This window comes from Mesorhizobium sp. P2_E10 (genome assembly GCF_056404235.1).
Genome location: NZ_JBFUEK010000001.1, coordinates 536,363 through 553,781 on the forward strand (window position 1 = coordinate 536,363; position 17,419 = coordinate 553,781).

General features: G+C 61.0%; 18 protein-coding genes. 17 read left to right on the forward strand and 1 reads right to left on the reverse strand.

Annotated features, from left to right (window positions below):
* Window positions 1-244: 244 nt before the first annotated feature.
* The 13 genes from AC1D0N_RS02680 to AC1D0N_RS02740 all read left to right on the forward strand — a co-directional run bounded on the left by AC1D0N_RS02680 (window position 245) and on the right by AC1D0N_RS02740 (window position 11,528).
* A complete protein-coding gene (locus AC1D0N_RS02680) occupies window positions 245-691 on the forward strand; it encodes a pseudoazurin (RefSeq protein ID WP_477241110.1) in 447 nt (148 codons plus the stop codon).
* A 237-nt stretch (window positions 692-928) separates the two neighbouring features.
* Window positions 929-2,035 carry a copper-containing nitrite reductase gene (gene nirK / locus AC1D0N_RS02685; protein WP_477241112.1) on the forward strand — a complete coding sequence of 369 codons (1,107 nt, stop codon included), beginning with the start codon at window positions 929-931 and terminating at the stop codon, window positions 2,033-2,035.
* A 76-nt stretch (window positions 2,036-2,111) separates the two neighbouring features.
* On the forward strand, window positions 2,112-2,981 hold the full coding sequence (locus AC1D0N_RS02690) for a formylglycine-generating enzyme family protein (protein WP_477241114.1): 870 nt from the start codon (window positions 2,112-2,114) through the stop codon (window positions 2,979-2,981).
* Window positions 2,982-2,996: 15 nt separating this feature from the next.
* Window positions 2,997-3,461: a group III truncated hemoglobin gene (locus tag AC1D0N_RS02695; RefSeq protein WP_477241116.1), complete on the forward strand. Its 465-nt coding sequence runs from the start codon at window positions 2,997-2,999 to the stop codon at window positions 3,459-3,461.
* A 156-nt stretch (window positions 3,462-3,617) separates the two neighbouring features.
* Window positions 3,618-5,270 carry a cytochrome-c oxidase, cbb3-type subunit I gene (ccoN, locus tag AC1D0N_RS02700; protein WP_477241118.1) on the forward strand — a complete coding sequence of 551 codons (1,653 nt, stop codon included), beginning with the start codon at window positions 3,618-3,620 and terminating at the stop codon, window positions 5,268-5,270.
* A gap of 7 nt (window positions 5,271-5,277) precedes the next feature.
* The gene (ccoO, locus tag AC1D0N_RS02705) at window positions 5,278-6,018 is read left to right on the forward strand and encodes a cytochrome-c oxidase, cbb3-type subunit II (protein ID WP_477241120.1); all 741 of its coding nucleotides are present in this window, start codon (window positions 5,278-5,280) and stop codon (window positions 6,016-6,018) included.
* A complete protein-coding gene (locus AC1D0N_RS02710) occupies window positions 6,015-6,185 on the forward strand; it encodes a cbb3-type cytochrome c oxidase subunit 3 (protein ID WP_379092680.1) in 171 nt (56 codons plus the stop codon). The genes ccoO and AC1D0N_RS02710 overlap by 4 nt, the downstream gene beginning before the upstream one ends.
* Entirely contained in the window at window positions 6,176-7,057 is an 882-nt protein-coding gene (gene ccoP / locus AC1D0N_RS02715) for a cytochrome-c oxidase, cbb3-type subunit III (RefSeq protein WP_477241122.1), read from the forward strand. Before AC1D0N_RS02710 ends, ccoP begins: the two co-directional genes overlap by 10 nt.
* Window positions 7,054-7,266, forward strand: coding sequence for a hypothetical protein (locus AC1D0N_RS02720; RefSeq protein ID WP_477241125.1), 213 nt, complete (start codon window positions 7,054-7,056; stop codon window positions 7,264-7,266). Before ccoP ends, AC1D0N_RS02720 begins: the two co-directional genes overlap by 4 nt.
* 46 nt (window positions 7,267-7,312) lie before the next feature.
* The gene (locus tag AC1D0N_RS02725) at window positions 7,313-8,119 is read left to right on the forward strand and encodes a DUF2189 domain-containing protein (RefSeq protein WP_477241127.1); all 807 of its coding nucleotides are present in this window, start codon (window positions 7,313-7,315) and stop codon (window positions 8,117-8,119) included.
* Window positions 8,120-8,124: 5 nt separating this feature from the next.
* Window positions 8,125-10,407 carry a cation-translocating P-type ATPase gene (locus AC1D0N_RS02730; RefSeq protein ID WP_477241129.1) on the forward strand — a complete coding sequence of 761 codons (2,283 nt, stop codon included), beginning with the start codon at window positions 8,125-8,127 and terminating at the stop codon, window positions 10,405-10,407.
* Window positions 10,404-10,559, forward strand: a complete 156-nt coding sequence (gene ccoS / locus AC1D0N_RS02735; protein WP_184874502.1) for a cbb3-type cytochrome oxidase assembly protein CcoS — start codon at window positions 10,404-10,406, stop codon at window positions 10,557-10,559. The genes AC1D0N_RS02730 and ccoS overlap by 4 nt, the downstream gene beginning before the upstream one ends.
* 279 nt (window positions 10,560-10,838) lie before the next feature.
* Window positions 10,839-11,528, forward strand: a complete 690-nt coding sequence (locus AC1D0N_RS02740; protein WP_477241132.1) for a GDSL-type esterase/lipase family protein — start codon at window positions 10,839-10,841, stop codon at window positions 11,526-11,528.
* Between the two features lie 112 nt (window positions 11,529-11,640).
* Here the strand turns inward: AC1D0N_RS02740 and AC1D0N_RS02745 are convergent, their stop codons facing one another.
* On the reverse strand, window positions 11,641-12,048 hold the full coding sequence (locus tag AC1D0N_RS02745; RefSeq protein ID WP_477241134.1) for a Ros/MucR family transcriptional regulator: 408 nt from the start codon (window positions 12,046-12,048) through the stop codon (window positions 11,641-11,643).
* A 476-nt stretch (window positions 12,049-12,524) separates the two neighbouring features.
* Here AC1D0N_RS02745 and AC1D0N_RS02750 point away from each other — a divergent pair, with 476 nt between their 5' ends.
* The 4 genes from AC1D0N_RS02750 to AC1D0N_RS02765 all read left to right on the forward strand — a co-directional run bounded on the left by AC1D0N_RS02750 (window position 12,525) and on the right by AC1D0N_RS02765 (window position 17,338).
* Window positions 12,525-13,394, forward strand: coding sequence for a DUF6502 family protein (locus AC1D0N_RS02750; protein ID WP_477241136.1), 870 nt, complete (start codon window positions 12,525-12,527; stop codon window positions 13,392-13,394).
* Window positions 13,391-14,443, forward strand: coding sequence for a DUF5666 domain-containing protein (locus AC1D0N_RS02755; RefSeq protein ID WP_477241138.1), 1,053 nt, complete (start codon window positions 13,391-13,393; stop codon window positions 14,441-14,443). Before AC1D0N_RS02750 ends, AC1D0N_RS02755 begins: the two co-directional genes overlap by 4 nt.
* A 603-nt stretch (window positions 14,444-15,046) precedes the next feature.
* Window positions 15,047-16,483: a glycosyltransferase gene (locus AC1D0N_RS02760; protein WP_477241140.1), complete on the forward strand. Its 1,437-nt coding sequence runs from the start codon at window positions 15,047-15,049 to the stop codon at window positions 16,481-16,483.
* A 36-nt stretch (window positions 16,484-16,519) separates the two neighbouring features.
* Entirely contained in the window at window positions 16,520-17,338 is an 819-nt protein-coding gene (locus AC1D0N_RS02765; protein WP_477241142.1) for a sulfotransferase domain-containing protein, read from the forward strand.
* Window positions 17,339-17,419: the final 81 nt, after the last annotated feature.

A 17,419-nucleotide genomic window follows, 5' to 3' on the forward strand; every position in this document is an offset into this window, starting at 1 on the left:
TCAGCCAAACTAACTGAACGTCTTTCATTTAGGGCATTTTTTCCATTCGTCCCGAACAGAATGAAAAGAAGCGCAGGCCGCGCGATGCAAGCGAGCCGGCCAAGGCTCCTCACCAGCGCCAGATCGCCACATCGTATCCAGATATTTCGTGTGCCGGTTTGCGCCAGCGCAAACCGCAACGCCGTCCCGCACGGTACAAGGGCGCAACGGCAAACGCCGTGATCAACCCAGAAAGGACTATCCCATGAAACTGCCCCTGATCGCCGCGGCCATCGCATTGTTGGCTTTGGCCGGCGCGGCAAGCGCTGAAGAACACGTCGTCCAGATGCTCAACAAGGGCGAGAAGGGTTCGATGGTGTTCCAGCCCGCCTACATCAAAGCGGTGCCCGGCGACACGATCAAGTTCGTGCCCACCGACAAGTCCCACAATGCCGAGACCATCAAGGGAATGATGCCGGACGGCGCTGAAGCCTTCAAGGGAAAGGCAAGCGAGGAGATCACCGTGACCATGACCCAGGAAGGCGTTTATGGCGTGAAATGCGCCCCGCATTACGGCATGGGCATGGTGGCGCTGATCGTCGTCGGCAAGCCTGTGAACCTCGATGCGGCACAAGCCGTCAAACAGACCGGCAAGGCCAAAACGGTGTTCGCGGAGCTGTTCGGCGAGGCGACCAAGGCCGCCTCCAACTGACATCTCGATGATGGATACCCTCCGGTTGGCGATAGCCGGAGGGAAACGGCCGGACGGACCAGACGGGGAGGTCCAGTCCGGCCTATTTCATATGGAGCGCTCCGAAACACGATCCGCGCCACTCCGCAGTTCCACAAGTCGCATTGAAATGAATTGCGGTTTGCGCCAGCGCAAAGACGGCTCCCCCAAGCAGGCTATTCTCCGGTCATCAAATGGTCGACGCACAAGGAGATTGAAATGCTTACGCGACGTGAAGCTCTGTTGGGATCTGTCCTTACCGCCGCCGCGGTGGCGACGATCGGCGCAATGCCGGCTGTGGCCAGCGCCAAGGACGTGGCCGGACTGCCGCGCGAAAAGGTCACCCTCGTCGCGCCACCCTTCGTCCACGCGCACGACCAGGTGGCCAAGGACGGCCCGAAAGTCGTCGAGTTCACGATGACGATTGAGGAAAAGCCCGTCGTCATCGACGCCGATGGAACGCAGCTCAACGCGATGACCTACAATGGCTCGATCCCCGGTCCCTTGATGGTTGTCCATGAAGGCGACTATCTCGAGCTCACCCTCATCAATCCCGACACCAATACGCTTGCGCACAACATCGACTTCCACGCTGCCACAGGCGCCCTCGGCGGCGGAGCACTGACACTGGTCAACCCTGGCGAGCAGGCAACGCTGCGCTTCAAGGCAACGCGCACCGGGACGTTCGTCTACCACTGCGCGCCCGGCGGACCGATGATCCCGTGGCACGTCGTGTCTGGCATGAGCGGTGCGGTGATGGTGCTGCCGCGTGACGGCCTGCGCGACGACAAGGGCAAACCCATCCGTTACGACCACATCTACTATATCGGCGAAAACGACTTTTACATCCCGCGCGACGAGCAGGGAAAATTCAAGAAATACGAGACGGCCGGCGACAACTATGACGATACCGTCAAGGTCATGCGCGGATTGATCCCGACTCACGTCGTGTTCAATGGCAAGGCCGGATCGCTGACCGGCGAGAATGCGATGAAGGCGAAGGTCGGCGAGACTGTCCTGATCGTCCATTCGCAGGCCAATCGCGATACGCGGCCGCATCTGATCGGTGGTCATGGCGACTATGTCTGGGAACAGGGCAAGTTCGCCAACCCTCCGGCAAAGGACCTGGAAACCTGGTTCATCCGCGGCGGCTCGGCCGGCTCGGCCCTCTATACGTTCCTGCAGCCGGGCGTCTACGCCTATGTGAACCACAATCTGATCGAGGCCGTGGAACTCGGCGCGACTGCACATTTTACGGTCGATGGAACCTGGAATGACGACCTGATGACACAGGTCGAAGCCCCAAGGGCCATAGCGACGCAGTGACGAGGGTCTGATCCTGAACATCGACGCGACCTTGCGCCCTCTGCGCAAGGTCGCGTGCGCTCCCGGACGAAATGCCATGTCCTTCAACCCTCTCGTAGCTCTCGGAAGTATCGCGGCTGCCGCGCTGATCGTCACGGGCGCGACCAGTGCCGTAGACCGATTCTCCGCGGCCGGCCGGCTCGTTGCGAGCCCCGAACTCGTGACCCTCGCGCCCGGATCGTTCGACCATGCTCAGCCGGGTGAATTCCTTGGGAAGGGCCACCCTGTCGCCGCGCCGCGCATCCTGGCGACGGTCGGTTCACCGCTGAAAATCATGAAATACCAGGTGACTGCCGCGGAATACGGACGGTGCGTGACATCAGGCAGCTGCAAGGCATCGGATACTCCGGGCAGTGGCAATTTTCCGGTCACCGGCGTGAGCCATATCGACGCCGAAGCCTATGCGACCTGGCTGTCGGCCCAGACGGGCGCGACATGGCGGCTGCCGACCGACACCGAATGGGCCTATGCCGCCGGCGAACGGTTCCGCGGTGACATCGAGGGCGGCGCCGACGACCCCAACAACCCGGCGCTGCGCTGGCTCGCCCAGTATCGCACCGAGGCTTCGCTCGGACGGAAATCCGATCCCGAGCCAAGGTTTCAAGGGGCCTTTGGCACCAACTCAAAAGGGTTGGCGGACGTTGCGGGCAATGTCTGGGAATGGACATCGACCTGCTACGTCCATGCGACGATAGCCGCCGACGGCACCAGCATTGTGAGTTCAGTCGACAATTGCGGGGTGCACGTCGTGGAAGGTTTTCACCGCACCTACATGTCGAACTTCATCCGCGACGGGAAAAGTGGCGGCTGCGCTGTCGGCACGCCGCCCGACAATCTGGGTTTTCGCCTTGTCCGCGAACGTCTCAACGTCCTAAGGGCTGCCATGCGGCGACTGGGATTTTCCTGACCCGAAAGGATCGACATGAGCTCATCGGCCATCGAACAGCCGCGACCGGCTGCCGAGCAGCCTCTGGCCGATCCGGGCGTTGACAGGGCGAGCATTGGCGCGCTGGTCCGCGCGTTCTATTCCAGGCTGCGGCAAAACCAACGGCTCGGGCCAATTTTTGCGCGCGAGATCACCGGCGACTGGGAACCGCATCTTGAGAAAATGACCGACTTCTGGTGTTCCGTCATTCTCAAGACCGGCGACTATCACGGACGCCCGGTGCCTGCGCATCTGAAACTTAGGGATGTGACCGAGGCCGATTTCGACATCTGGCTGGACCTGTTCGGCGAAACCGCGGCGGCGCACTTCGGCCCGCAAACGGCTGCGGTATTTGTCGACCGCGCCGAACGCATAGCGAAAAGCCTGAAGCTGGCGATGTTCTTTCGCCTTCCGCTTGCCGGTTCACCGGTGGGCAACGACGCAGCAGCCAAGGGCGGCTGAGCCGGAGCGCTCCCGTCGGGCCGGCCGCCCGAAAGCGGCTCTCTCCTTTCCAGGTGCAATCAGCTTCGTTTTTGCGCCAGATCAAATTACCTGCCGCGCAGCCATGCGACACCCGATGGACGATTTCGCCCTGACGGGCATCTGAGGTGGCCGCATATGCTCGCTCAACTGACATCCGGCGAACGCCAACTTTCCATCGTGGTGCTGATCCTGATGACCATGGTCGGGCTTGCCATGGCGGCGGCCGGTCGCGGCGATCCGATCGGCGTGCATGGCTTCATCGTCGTTGTGGCATGCCTTGCGATGCTCTTTGTCATGCTTTCGGCGCTCTACGCCCCCGAACCCTCCGCCGAACGCCTGGATCACTATTATGACGACCCGAGCAAGGTCGGCGTTATCCTCACCATGATCTGGGCCATGGTCGGCATGTTCTTCGGCGTCTGGGTGGCGAGCCTGCTGGCCTGGCCCGATCTGACCTTCGATGCGGCCTGGGCAAGTTTTGGCCGCTTGCGGCCGGTTCATACCAGCGGCGTAATCTTCGGCTTCGGCGGCAATGCGCTGATCGCCACATCTTTCCATGTGCTGCAGCGGACCTCGCGCGCCCGGCTGCCCGACCAGTTCAGCCCCTGGTTCGTCCTGCTCGGCTACAATTTGTTCTGTATCCTGGCCGCGACCGGCTATTTCATGGGCGTCACGCAGTCGAAGGAATATGCGGAACCGGAATGGTACGCCGATATCTGGCTGGTCATCGTCTGGGTGGTATATTTCGCGATCTACATTCGCACGCTGGCTCGCCGCAAGGAGCCGCACATCTATGTCGCCAACTGGTACTACATGGCCTTCATCCTGGTCGTGGCGATCCTCCATATCGTCAACAATCTGGCCGTCCCGGTGTCGTTCGGCCATGCCAAAAGCTATTCGGCCTTTTCCGGCGTCCAGGACGCGATGACCCAGTGGTGGTACGGCCACAACGCCGTCGCGTTCTTCCTCACCTCCGGCTTCCTCGGGATGATGTACTACTACCTGCCCAAGCGGGCCGGTCGGCCGATCTATTCCTACCGGCTGTCGATCATCAGCTTCTGGGGCATCACCTTCATGTATATGTGGGCCGGGTCACACCACCTGCATTACACCGCCCTGCCCGAATGGGTGCAAACGCTGGGCATGACGTTTTCGCTGGTGCTGCTGGTGCCGTCATGGGCTTCTGCAGGAAACGCGCTCGCGACGCTGAACGGCGCCTGGCACAAGGTGCGCGACGACGCCACGCTGCGTTTCATGATGGCGGCGGCGGTGTTCTACGGCCTGACCACCTTTGAAGGATCGTTCATGGCGATCCGTCCGGTCAACGCGCTTTCCCACTACACCGACTGGACCGTTGGCCACGTCCATGCCGGTGCCCTCGGCTGGGTGGCGCTGATCACCTTCGGCTCGATCTACTGTCTGGTGCCGGCATTGTGGAAGCGCGAGCGGATGTATTCGGCCAGGCTGGTCGAGGCGCACTTCTGGTTGGCGATCTCGGGAACGGTCATCTACGTCTTCGCGATGTGGAATTCCGGCATCCTGCAAGGCTTGATGTGGCGGACCTACAACGAGAACGGAACGCTCACCTATTCCTTCATTGAATCCATGGTGGCGATGCATCCCTATTACATCGCGCGCGCCTTTGGCGGGCTGCTGTTCCTGCTCGGCGCCATCACCGGCTCCTACAACATCTGGATGACGATCCGCGGCCATTCGCAAGCCGCGCTGCAACCGGGCGATGACACGCCGCAGCGCCATCTGGCGCCTGTCGCCCAGCCGGCGGAGTAAGAGGATCATGCGCGAATTTCACCGCAAAATCGAACGCAGCGCCATCGGCTTCGTCCTTGCCATCGTCGTGGTCTCCAGCATCGGCGGCTTCGTGGAGATCGCCCCGCTGTTCACCATCGACAACACGGTCGAGAACGCACCGGACATGCGGGTCTACACCCCGCTGGAGCAGGCCGGGCGCAACATCTACATGCGCGAAGGCTGCTACGCCTGCCATTCGCAAATGATCCGGACATTGCGCGACGAAGTCGAACGCTACGGCCCTTATTCGCTCGCCGTCGAATCGAAATACGATCATCCGATGTTGTGGGGATCAAAGCGCACAGGCCCGGATCTGGCCCGCATCGGCGGCAAATATTCCGACACCTGGCAGGTCGCCCATTTGATCAACCCGCGAACCGTGGTTCCGGAATCGATCATGCCCAAATTTGGCTGGCTGCGCGACAACCCGCTGCGCATCGACGACCTCGGCGAGCATCTTGCCGCGCTCAGGGACGTCGGCGTTCCCTACACCGACGACATGATCGCCAACGCGACCCAGGATGCGCTCGGCCAGACTGCGCCGGACGGGGATTTCGCCGCCGGCGTTACCAAGCGCTATGGAGAAGCAACGCAGGTCAGGGCCTTTGACGGCAATCCGGCGACCGTTACCGAAATGGATGCGCTGGTCGCCTATCTGCAGATCCTTGGCCACCTGACCGGCGCCGCCCAGGCGGAAACTGTCGTCCAGCCGGAGGACAGCGAATGAGCTGGGAACACGAAGCTGTCGTCGCCTTCTCCAAAAGCTGGGGTCTTTTCTATCTGATCGCGATGGCCGTAGGCGTCCTCGTCTACACGTTCTGGCCGTCGAACAAGAAGCGGTTCGAAAGGGCGAAGGACAGCATTCTCGACGGAGATGACAAGCCATGGAAATAGGCGAGCGCGATCCCGTCACGGGACAGGTCACGACCGGCCATGAGTGGAATGGCATCAAGGAACTCTACACGCCGATTCCGCGCATCGTGTTCTTCTTCCTGGCCACCACCATCCTTTTTGCCGTGTGCTACTGGGTTCTCATGCCGGCCTGGCCATTGGGCAAGACCTACACCAAGGGCCTGCTTGGAATTGACCAGAAGACCAGCGTCGAACGCCTGGTAAAGGATGCGACGCTGGAGCGTTCCGCCTGGACCCAAAAGATCGATCAAATGGATTTTGCGGCCATTCAGGCCGATCCGTCGATGATGACGATCGTCGAAGAAACCGGCCACACGCTGTTTGGCGACAATTGTGCGGCCTGCCATGGCACCAAAGCCACGGGCGGTCCGGGTTTCCCCAACCTCACCGCCGGCATCTGGCTCTGGGGCGGCGATCCCAAGACAATCTTTGAAACGCTGCGGGTGGGCATCAACTCGACCCATCCCGACACGCGGACCTCGCAGATGTTGGCCTTTGGCCGCGATGGGGTGATCGAGAGCAAGCAACTGGCTGACGTTGTCGCCTACGTGCGGTCTCTCGGCGGCACCACCGATGGCCGCGACGCCGACCCGCAAAGCATTGCCGCCGGACAGGACGTGTTCAAACAGAACTGCATCGCTTGTCATGGCGACGATGCCAAGGGCAAGCGCGACGTCGGTGCGCCTGACCTGACCGACAGCAACTGGATCTATGGCGGCGACCTCCAGTCCGTCACCGCGACAGTCTATGGCGGTCGGCAAGGTTATATGCCTCATTGGGAACAGCGCCTCTCCGCGACCCAGCGCAAGATACTTGCCCTCTATGTGCTTTCGCTCCGGAAGGTGCCTCAGTGACCCTGGATCCTGCCTTGCCGCCGAGGTCGCGATCGCGTTCGCGAACGGTCGCGCTCGTCCTGGTGACGGTGGGTCTGGTGCTGGTCGCCGCCGCCAATGTCCATCTGGTCTACGTGTCCTTCGCGTCGCAAGCCGACTGCGTGCCGCATCTGAAGGAACCCGGCGACCCCGCGAAGAACAGCTACGCTGCGGCCAGTTCGTCGTGCTGACGCTCAAGCTGCGCGACCCGGCGAAACGACAGGAAGGATCATGGGAATGAGTGATCTCCATCTGGCCACCGACGAAGTATTCGCCCGCATCGCATCGCGCAACCGCGGTCTCCCGGCCAGCTCCGCTTTCGGCTGGCTGCGCGCCGGCTGGCGCGACCTGATGGCGACGCCTGCGCCCAGTCTCGCCTATGGGCTGGCGGTATTTGCCGTGTCCGCGCTGATTGTCGGCGGACTTTTCCTGTTTCGCCTCGACTACATCCTGTTTCCCGCCACCGCGGCCTTCATGGTGGTCGGCCCGCTGATAGCGGTCGGCCTCTATGAAAAAAGCCGGTCGTTGGAACAGGGCAGAACCATCTCGCTTGCCAGGATGATCTTCGTGCGACCGGCATCCGGCGCCCAGATTCTCTTCGTCGGCTTCATCATGCTCGGCCTGGCGCTGCTGTGGATGCGTGCCGCGGTCATCATCTATGCCCTGTTCTTCGGCTGGCGGCCGTTTCCTGGTCTCGACCATCTTGCTCCGATGCTTTTTACCACCACCATCGGCTGGGCAATGTTGGCTGTCGGTACGGTGGTTGGCGGGGTGTTCGCCGCATTCTCCTTCGCCATCAGCGCCTTTTCGGTTCCCATGCTGCTTGACCGGCGAACGGATGCGTTTACCGCGATGGGCACCAGCATTTCGCTGGTCTGGAACAATCGGCCGGTGATGATCACCTGGGGTGCGATCGTGCTGCTGCTGACCCTTCTTGGGCTTGGCACCGGGCTGGTGGGATTGATCATCACCTTTCCCCTGCTCGGCCATGCCACCTGGCACGCCTACAGGACGATTTCACTTGAGCCGGGGGCGAAGGAGTAGCGGGCATGAGCTGCTGCGCACCCGGGGCCGAGGCCGCCCTGGAGATCGGTCAGGCGAGCCGGGTTTCCAGTCCGCGCGAAGAGCTTGTCCTGGTTAGCCGCGACCTCGGTGATGGCCTTTACCAGGCCGATCTGTCGGTGCCCGAAATTCATTGTGCTTCCTGCATGGCCACCGTCGAACGCACTCTGTCTGCCTTGCCCGGCGTCGAATATGCCCGGGCCAATCTTTCGATGAAACGGACCATCGTGAAATGGCGCCCGGTTGCCGACGCTGCCCCTGATCTCATTGGCGCACTAGGGGCTGCGGGGTACGCGTCACATGTCTTCACTGCGGAAACCGACCAGCACAGCTCGGAATATTCCCGGCTCATCAAGGCGCTCGCGGTCGCCGGCTTCTGCGCCATGAACATCATGCTGTTGTCGGTTTCGGTCTGGTCCGGGGCCGAAGGCGGAACCCGTCAGGCATTCCACTGGATTTCCGCTGGGCTCGCCTTGCCGGCAATCGTCTATTCGGGACGGATATTCTTTTTCTCGGCATGGGCTGCCTTGCGAAACGGCCGGACAAACATGGATGTGCCGATTTCCATCGGCGTGTTGATGGCGTTCGGGCTCAGCCTTTACGATACGTTTCATGGCGGGCCGCATGCCTATTTCGACGCCGCGACATCGCTTTTGTTCTTTCTGCTCATCGGCCGCACGCTCGACCATGTGATGCGGGAAAAGGCGCGGTCCGCCGTAGCAGGGCTTGCGAGCCTCGCGCCCAGGGGAGCGATCGTGGTGGATGCCGACGGCCGGCGCTATGTCCCGATTGCCGAGATCAGGCCGGGAACCTCCATCCTCATTGCCGCCGGCGACAGGGTCCCTGTCGACGGGATCGTCATGGCGGGCGCTTCGGAGCTCGATTGTTCGGTCGTCACCGGAGAAACGGCGCCCAGGCCCGCCATTGCGGGAACCCTGGTCCAGGCCGGGCTGCTCAATCTGACGGGGCCGCTGACGATAACAGCCGCAGCCGAGGCAAAGGATTCATTTCTGGCGGAAATGATCAGAATGATGGAAGCCGCCGAGGGCGGCAGGGCGCACTATCGAAGACTGGCGGATCGTGCCTCGGCGCTCTATTCGCCGGTCGTGCATGCCATCGCGCTGCTGTCGTTTTTGGGCTGGCTGTCCTTCACCAGGGATTGGCACGCATCGGTTTCGATCGCCATCGCGGTTCTGATCATAACCTGCCCCTGCGCGCTCGGCCTTGCCGTTCCGATCGTGCAGGTCGTCGCCGCCCGCCGGCTTTTCGAAAAAGGCGTGATGGTCCGGGGTGGCTCTGCTCTCGAGCGCCTTGCCGAAGTCGACACTGTGCTGTTCGACAAGACCGGCACGCTGACGTTCGGCCGGCCTCATCTCGTCAACAAGGCCGATGTTGATCCCGCTGCGCTGGCGCTTGCGGCCAGAATGGCGTCGGGCTCGAGGCATCCGATGTCCGTCGCAATTCTGGCTGCCGCGTCTCGCGGCTCGGTTGGGACGACCTCGATGAACAACCTCGCCGAACACCCCGGCCGAGGCCTCGAAGCCAGGATGGGAACCACAATCTACCGCTTGGGGCGACCGGACTGGGCGCTCGGCCGCAAAATGCTGGAAGGCGCGGACGGCTGGTTTTCGGTGTCGCTACTGGTCCGGAACGGGCGGCAGCTGGCGCGGCTGGTGTTTGAAGACACTGTGCGAAGCGGGGCGCGGTCGACGATCGATCGATTGCGCCAGCAAGGCCTCAGTGTCGGCATCCTGTCCGGTGACCGCAGATCTGCCGTGGCCGATCTGGCTTCCAAGCTCGGCATCGATGATTTCGCAGCGGAAATGCTTCCATCCGACAAGGTTGAGCGGATCGCGGCTCTCACCACCACCCACTCCAGAGTGTTGATGGTAGGAGACGGGCTGAACGACGCGCCGGCTCTCGCGGCCGCGCACGTCTCCATGGCTCCCGCGACGGCCGCCGATGTCGGCCGCAATGCAGCCGACTTCGTGTTTCTGAAGGAAAGCCTCGCGAGTGTCGCCGACGCCTACGAGATTTCGCGCAATGCCGGAAAACTGATCCGGCAGAACTTCGCTTTGGCAGTCGGCTACAATGCCATTGCGGTGCCTTTCGCCGTCTGCGGCTATGTCACGCCGCTCGTGGCGGCGGTCGCGATGTCGCTCTCGTCGGTTTTGGTGGTGGCCAATGCCATGCGTCTGGGTTCCCGCATGCGTTTCAGACGCAGGGCGCCTGGCCGGCTTTCCGCCCAGACATTGAATGCGGCGACATGAGCTATCTGGCTTTCCTTGTGCCTGTCGCAATCCTGCTCGGCCTGCTGGGCCTGGCGGCATTCATGTGGACATTGCGAAATGAGCAGTACGAGGATTTGGACGGGGCCGCGGCGCGTATCCTGATGGACGACGACCAGGACGAGCCTAAGTAGCCGCCTTCAAAACGAGAACCTGTCACAGGAAGTCGCTACTCACCTGATTTGAATCTCCGGCCTCCGCACAAGCGATGCAGGGATCACGCCGCGGCAACGCCGCCCGGCATTTGCGCCCAAAGCTCGCTCTGGCGCTGTCGCCGGCCAGCCTGGCCGGCGGCCCCACCCTCAACACCGCGCGGCCGCCTTCCGTCGCCGATGCGGCCGTGAGAATGTGCTGTTACGATCCATCGCGGGCTCTGAGGCTTAGGCCAGGCTAGCCCCGCTGGGAGGTAGACCATGACAAAAGGGCGTGACGTTTCGTTTGTGGCCCTTGCCGCACTTTCCGCAATGTTGGGGTTAGCCGGCAATTTGGATGCCGAGGATGCACCTCCGACAATCGTCACCCTCGGCGACAGCTACATCAACAGCTATGGAGTAGCAGCCCCTGAGACCTTTGCGACCAGGTTAAAGTCTGGGCTGAACGCCGCCGGGTACCCAGTGACAATTGTCGAGGTGGGCTACATGGCGACCAGCAAGCGGGGTCTCGCCTGGCTGACGGAATCCAAGGACGGCCTTGACCTGCAGGCCAACCCTGCAAACCACGTTGTCATCGTTGAATTGGGTCAGAACGATTGCGCTCGTATCGACCTGGATCACACGCGAGCGAACCTCGACCAGATTCTGAGTATCCTTGCCCAGAAGCGCGTTCCAGTGCTTGTGGTTGGAACCGCGGCTTATAGCTATTGCTCGTCTATCCTCTCTGCTGGGCACGGGGCCGACTATGCCGAGCCATTTTCAAAGATGTTCTCCGAGCTAGCGACCAAGCATGGAGACTTGCTCTACGCCGACTTCAAGGAGGGCGTGACTGGGCATCCAGAGTTGCTGCAAGCGGATAACGACCACCCAAATGCAGCGGGTGATGCGATCATCGTTGGAAACATGCTCCCTATGGTTGAGGCGCTGCTCGCGCAGGTGCAACCGCGTTGAACACCCGTCTGAAGAACGAACGGCGTCTATGCAAGCTGGGCCGTGTTCTCAGTAGCGAATTGGCAGGCGTGACCAAGCCCCGAAGAAAGGCTCTTTTGTCCACATCATGAATCTATCTCGGCCGTCGGCCGAGCCCCGTGGATTTGGCCAGTTTCGAGCGGGCTGCAGAATAGTTTGGTGCCACCATCGGGTAGTCGGAAGGCAGGCTCCACTTTGTTCGATATTGATCCGGCGTAAGGCCATATTCAACGGCAATATGCCGCTTCATCGATTTGAAGTGCTTGCCGTCTTCGAGGCAGATGATGAAGTCGGGCATGATGGATTTTCTGACTGGAACGGCGGCTTTGAGTTCATCGGGCCGGGGAGCCGGAGCGCCAACGGAAATGACCTTGAGCGAAGTGTAGACCTGGCCGATAAAGCTGGGGAGATCAGCGGCGGGCAGGGAGTTATTTGAAATGTAAGCCGAAACAACATCGGCCGCTATCGAGACAAGTGGATCAAGACCATTTTGGTAAGTCATAGGGACGTCTCTCCGAAGGCATGCAGTTTTGTATCCGGGGATTTCTCGATGGCAGAATCTGCGGCAGGAGGCGCACCAACTTTGGTCGGTGTCTCTTTAAGCCTGCCTTCAATCCTGCTTATGGTCGGCTTTGTGTAAGGTTTCTTCAAAAACGCCGCTCCTTTGGCAAGATCGCAGCTCGGCGGTTGCTGCCACTCAAGATTTCATTGTCGGATGGCGCAAAGTGTGGGAAAATTTCACACATGTCAATCGGGATAAACTCCTCTTTCCAAAAGCGGAGTTTCCCCTTCATTGCCTTTCGCTGCCGGATCGGCGACTGGGGCTCTGGCTTTCAGTCATGGTTGGCGTGCAAATTCCGAAACTCAGCGCGCATCCGCTATCGGCATTTCCTTGACATCTTGTGGAAACATTTCCCACAGGCTAGTTTCGGTGCGAATTTTCGAGGGATGGATGGTCGACTTAGGTGAAGGACGGCGATGACCAAATCGGGTGGGCAACATCTGGATGCCGCCGGGGTGCAGGGCGCATTGAACCGGGTTCTGCGCCCGTTGGTGCGGTTGGCGATCAAGTGCGGCGTGACGTTTCCGACCTTCGTCGATCTGTTGCGCCAGCTTTATGTCAATGTGGCGGAACATGAATTTGCGCTGCCTGACAAGCAGCAGACGGACAGCCGGGTCAGCTTGCTGACCGGCGTTCACAGAAAGGAGGTCAGTCGGCTAAGGGGCGCTGGCGCTCCGGTGCGGGTCGTGCCCGACTCTGTTTCGAGGACGAGTGCCATTGTCGCGCGTTGGCTTGCCGATCCGTTGTTTGTCGATGCCAAAGGTATCCCGTTGCCGTTGCTGCGCATGGGCGAGGCCGGAGAGGCGTCCTTTGCCAGTCTCGTGGAGTCGGTAACGCGCGATCTGCGGCCGAGGGCCGTCCTGGACGACTGGCTCGATCGAAAGCTAGTCGAGATCGACGACGAAGATCGTATTGTCCTGTTGGAAAGCGCAATGGTGCCGCGAGGAGACGGCGAGGTTCGGCTTTACTACTTTGCCCGAAATCTCGGAGATCATGCGGCAGCCGCCGCAGAAAACGTCCTGGCCGACGCCCCGCCGTTTCTCGAGCGTGCCGTCCACTATGACGGGCTGTCTGCCGAGCTTGCCAAGTCGCTGGAGACCTATAGCCGCGAAGTCGCCGTCGAAACGCTGCTCCGGCTAAACAAGTATGCAAACCAGGCTGTTCAAAATGATCCCGGTGGGACCAGCCGATGGAACTGCGGTGTCTATATCCTGACGTCGGACGGGACTTCGCCTGTTGCCGAAGAATTGCCCCAGCCCAAGCCTGCTGGCGGAGAGGCTTCATGAGTTGGCGGCCGACGAGGCGGGATCTTCTGACGCTCGGGGCGGTCGTGCCGACGATGCTTGTCAGTCTGCTTGCAAGAGCGTCAGAACAGCCGAAAGACCAGGGTATTGGCGGCACCGGTTGGACGGCGGGTACGGACAGCGATCAGGGCATCGGCGGCACCGGCATCGTCGGAACCATCCAGCGCTTCGGCAGTATTTTCGTCAACGGCGTGCGCGTTGGCTATCAGCCGGATGTACCGGTGTGGATCGACGGGGTCCGCGTCACCTCGAGCAGCCTGAAGGTCGGGCATGTCGTCCGCATCGCGGTGGTGCAGCAGGCGGGTCGCGTCATCACCCGCGCCATCTATGTCACCAGCGAGGTGGTCGGGCCTGTTGAAAGCGCGGCGCCCGGCTCGATGCGGGTCCTGGGGCAGCAGATCGACACCAGTCACATTGCTGAGGGATTGCAGATCAGCACGGGCGATATCGTAGCCGTCTACGGTGTTCGCCAGCCCGATGGGAAAATTGTTGCGAGTTTGATCGAGGCCAGACCTGATGAAGCGCAGTATTCGCTTCGCGGCCTGGCAATCGTGAAGTCAGGTGCGTTGCTGGTCGGACGGCTCAAGATCGGACCGAAATCATCAGGGCTGGCAAATCGCCGGGTTCAGCTGACCCTGGCCAAGGTCGCGGGCGGATACAAAGTGGTGCATCTGGAGGCGGAGCCCCCGGTTCCGCAGAGCTACGTCGCAAGCGTCCTGTACGAGACGTTCCTGCAGCGCCAGGGACGCTGGCTCAAGTCAGGCCTGGGCGTCGCCATCGATGACCAAAATGGCGATTCGAATTCGACTGACAATGTCCGGGCGTTTCTCGATATCAGGTTTGACCGGGACGGGAATATTGTCTCGGCGTCACGCCAAGGGAATGCCGGCAAGCAATCGCCGAACCAACCCAACATGCCCGGTCAGCATCCCCCCGGCCCAAGCGGGCCGGGTGGCCCCGGCGCGCCCGGCGGACCAGATGGCCCTGGCGGCCCAGGCGGCGAACCCGGCGGCGGCTCCGGCGCGCCCTAGCAGTCGGGAGACGAGCCGCCGCGCCGAGGGGGCACCCAAAGCCCTTCAAAATTGCTACTGGCGAAGGTCAGTTCAAAGGAAGCGTTGATCCGGCCGGCCTGTCTTCGGGGTAGCAAAGACAGGCCGGCCGGGGCAGCCGTTCGACGGGCTCGTTCAAGCGGGGGGAGCTCGCTCGAGCTCTTTTTGTGCGGCTGCTTTCGGCGGACCATACGAAGGACAGGGATCCGCCGAGACTTGGGGGTTCCGGTACGCTGAGGTTCCGGTCGCAGTCCCCTTGCTCCTCTTCTGCATCTGCATGACTGACCAAATCAGACTGTGGGAAATTTGCCCACAAGTCAATTCCCCGCGCTTCATTTTCTGATGAGGGTTCACGCGAATGGTGGCGGACGAGCCCCTTCGCGCCATTTGCTGTTGGACACACTTGACGTGGGCAATTTTCCCACGTAGTACGGACTCGGCTCCTGGGAGAGCGGCTTAACAAAGCCGATACCCAGATCGAGGCTAAACAAGAGCGGCCGCAGTAATGCGACCGGAAGAGGCGTGAGTTCTATCTTGGCAACTGTGTTGCCCTGATAGTGCGGAAGCTTTACCAAGGGTAAATCATTGAAGACACTGTATATCGATGCCACCTTGCCGTTCCGCTGGGGGCCGCATCCGCCTGTTGGCATCCCTCGCGTCGAAACGGCACTCATTCGCCAGGCCCTTCGATGGAAGACCGCGCCGGTTGGTTTCTTCATCGTCGACTCCCAGGGGCGGGGTCAAACTTTGGGCGCAGCCGAGCTTCGCTATCTAAGGCAACTGGTTGGAGGTGAGCTGCCACAACCGGTTGAAGGGGAGGCGAGCGCGTATCTGGCGCGCCTCTGGAAAGTGCTGTCGATCATGCGAGCCGCGCCGTTCGTCTTTGGGCGCGAATTCGATCGTGTGGCGGCGATCTTCGTCTCGGGTTGCGAGAAGAGAAACGGGGTCAAGTTTCAGCTGTCCAAGGCGGCCATTCGCCTTTTCAAAGGCATGAAATTGTCCCTGCGCCAAAGGCGAGCCGACACAAAAGACCCGCTGAAAGATGAAAACGCCATCTGCTTTCTCTCCAGTGCGAGCATCCACGAGATTGCCTCGAAGAAGCTCAGCGGGAACATCAAGTCCGGCATTTTCACTTTGATGCACGACATCATCCCGATCGACTTCCCGCAATTTGTCGGTCCTCATCACGCGCGCAATTTCGTCCGCGACAACGCATGGCAGATGGAGAATTCGCACCTGCTCGTCTGCGTGTCCAAATACACCGCCGACAGGGTGAGCTGCCACGCAACGGCATCCAATCTTGAGCGGCTCCCGGAAGTCGCGGTTGCATCGCCGGGCGCCTTTCTAAGGGAAAGCGTCGCAGACCGACGGATGCCGCCCGAACGGCAAATCGAAGACCGAAAGTTCGTTTTGTATTGCTCGACGATCGAGATCAGAAAGAACCATATCCTGCTGCTCAAAGTGTGGCACCGACTGCTTCCTGTCTTGGGCGACCGACTGCCGATGCTCGTCCTTTGCGGCCGCTGGGGGTGGATGTATGAAGAGCTGGTTGCCTTCATGGCGCAGCATCCGGAGCTTGCCGAGCGTGTTCAGTTCCGCTCCAGTGTCACCGACCAGCAGCTGGCGGAGCTCTATCGAGGCGCTGAATTCAGCGTCTACCCTTCCGCTGTGGAAGGCTGGGGCCTGGGCGCGGCCGAATGCCTCGATTTCGGGCTGCCGGTTCTCATCTCGGACGCGCCATCCCTGGCCGAGGCAACGCAAGGATTGATGCCGACGATCCCGGCGCGCAACGTTGAAGCATGGTGCGCCGCGGTTGCCAAAGCCTGCACTGACCCGGTCTGGCTTGGCGAACTGCGTGCAACGATCGCCTCGCAATACCGTCCGATCCGCGAGCGCGAGTTTTTCGCAACCATAATCGACCATGTCGCCGCGCTCGGTTCCGGTGATCCCGCCCACCGGGTCCATGGGTCCGATTTCATGGCGACAGAGGCAAGGCAGCAGCCGGAGCGAATTGGCGGCTGAACAGTCTGCCTTTCGAGAATGCAACGGAAACCCACTATGAACATTTCAGCGCGCAGTAACTCATGGAAGCGGCTTGGCGATGATGCCGTCCGGGTCCGTGTCATGGGCACGCCGAGATCCGGCACCAACCTCGCGAAACACCTGCTCGAACGCCATCTCAAGATACCGGTCGTTTTCGACCAGGGGTTCTGGAAGCACGGGATCTTTCCGGCCCTGATGAATGGGCGCGACATGCACTATGGAGAATTGCCCATTGTCGTTGTCAGCAAGGACCCGGTGACCCAGCTTCTGTCGTGGTACCGCCTCGCCAGGAACAACACCATTTTCAGGCAGAGCAGAAGCCTCGGATCGTTCTTGAACAGTTCGTTTGAAATCAGGCAGGATTTTACCGAGCCGAAGCAGATGCAATACAGATTTCGCAATCCGGCGGATTACTGGAACCAGTTTTATTTTGCCATGGACGCGCTTGGCCGTACCGGCGTTCCCGTGCATTTCGTATCCTACGAGCAACTGGTTTCATCGCCGGCCTTGTCCCTGCATATGATCTCTCATTTTCTGGGCCGGCCTGTGCCGTTCGACGTCCGCAGCATCGTGGAAATTCCTCGGCATACGCTCGGCGCCAGCAATGATATCGACCAGGCTGCAAGCCCAACGGAAGATCAAGCCCCGTTCGATCCCGCGCGTGCCGAACTGGCATCGGCCCTTGCCCGGATCGGATGGCACAATGCGCGTACCATTCTGCGCGACATCGACGATGATGTCCTTGACGCAACGGGACGGGCCGGGTTTCGCAAAACCTGCAGGCAGGCGATTGGCGCCAAGGCGATGCTGAGGTCGCTCGTCGGCTTCTGGTGAGGCTGGCCGTTGCCGACGGCTACGGTTTCCTGACCGGCGGCAAATGGTGGGTCGTGGTCTTCAATTCCGCCGCGATCGTTT

Bases quoted from the DNA above. Each gene is read 5' to 3' on its own strand.
- AC1D0N_RS02680 (WP_477241110.1), top strand. From the start codon at position 245: ATGAAACTGCCCCTGATCGCCGCGGCCATCGCATTGTTGGCTTTGGCC.
- nirK (WP_477241112.1), top strand. From the start codon at position 929: ATGCTTACGCGACGTGAAGCTCTGTTGGGATCTGTCCTTACCGCCGCC.
- AC1D0N_RS02690 (WP_477241114.1), top strand. From the start codon at position 2,112: ATGTCCTTCAACCCTCTCGTAGCTCTCGGAAGTATCGCGGCTGCCGCG.
- AC1D0N_RS02695 (WP_477241116.1), top strand. From the start codon at position 2,997: ATGAGCTCATCGGCCATCGAACAGCCGCGACCGGCTGCCGAGCAGCCT.
- ccoN (WP_477241118.1), top strand. From the start codon at position 3,618: ATGCTCGCTCAACTGACATCCGGCGAACGCCAACTTTCCATCGTGGTG.
- ccoO (WP_477241120.1), top strand. From the start codon at position 5,278: ATGCGCGAATTTCACCGCAAAATCGAACGCAGCGCCATCGGCTTCGTC.
- AC1D0N_RS02710 (WP_379092680.1), top strand. From the start codon at position 6,015: ATGAGCTGGGAACACGAAGCTGTCGTCGCCTTCTCCAAAAGCTGGGGT.
- ccoP (WP_477241122.1), top strand. From the start codon at position 6,176: ATGGAAATAGGCGAGCGCGATCCCGTCACGGGACAGGTCACGACCGGC.
- AC1D0N_RS02725 (WP_477241127.1), top strand. From the start codon at position 7,313: ATGAGTGATCTCCATCTGGCCACCGACGAAGTATTCGCCCGCATCGCA.
- AC1D0N_RS02730 (WP_477241129.1), top strand. From the start codon at position 8,125: ATGAGCTGCTGCGCACCCGGGGCCGAGGCCGCCCTGGAGATCGGTCAG.
- ccoS (WP_184874502.1), top strand. From the start codon at position 10,404: ATGAGCTATCTGGCTTTCCTTGTGCCTGTCGCAATCCTGCTCGGCCTG.
- AC1D0N_RS02740 (WP_477241132.1), top strand. From the start codon at position 10,839: ATGACAAAAGGGCGTGACGTTTCGTTTGTGGCCCTTGCCGCACTTTCC.
- AC1D0N_RS02745 (WP_477241134.1), bottom strand. From the start codon at position 12,048: ATGACTTACCAAAATGGTCTTGATCCACTTGTCTCGATAGCGGCCGAT.
- AC1D0N_RS02750 (WP_477241136.1), top strand. From the start codon at position 12,525: ATGACCAAATCGGGTGGGCAACATCTGGATGCCGCCGGGGTGCAGGGC.
- AC1D0N_RS02755 (WP_477241138.1), top strand. From the start codon at position 13,391: ATGAGTTGGCGGCCGACGAGGCGGGATCTTCTGACGCTCGGGGCGGTC.
- AC1D0N_RS02765 (WP_477241142.1), top strand. From the start codon at position 16,520: ATGAACATTTCAGCGCGCAGTAACTCATGGAAGCGGCTTGGCGATGAT.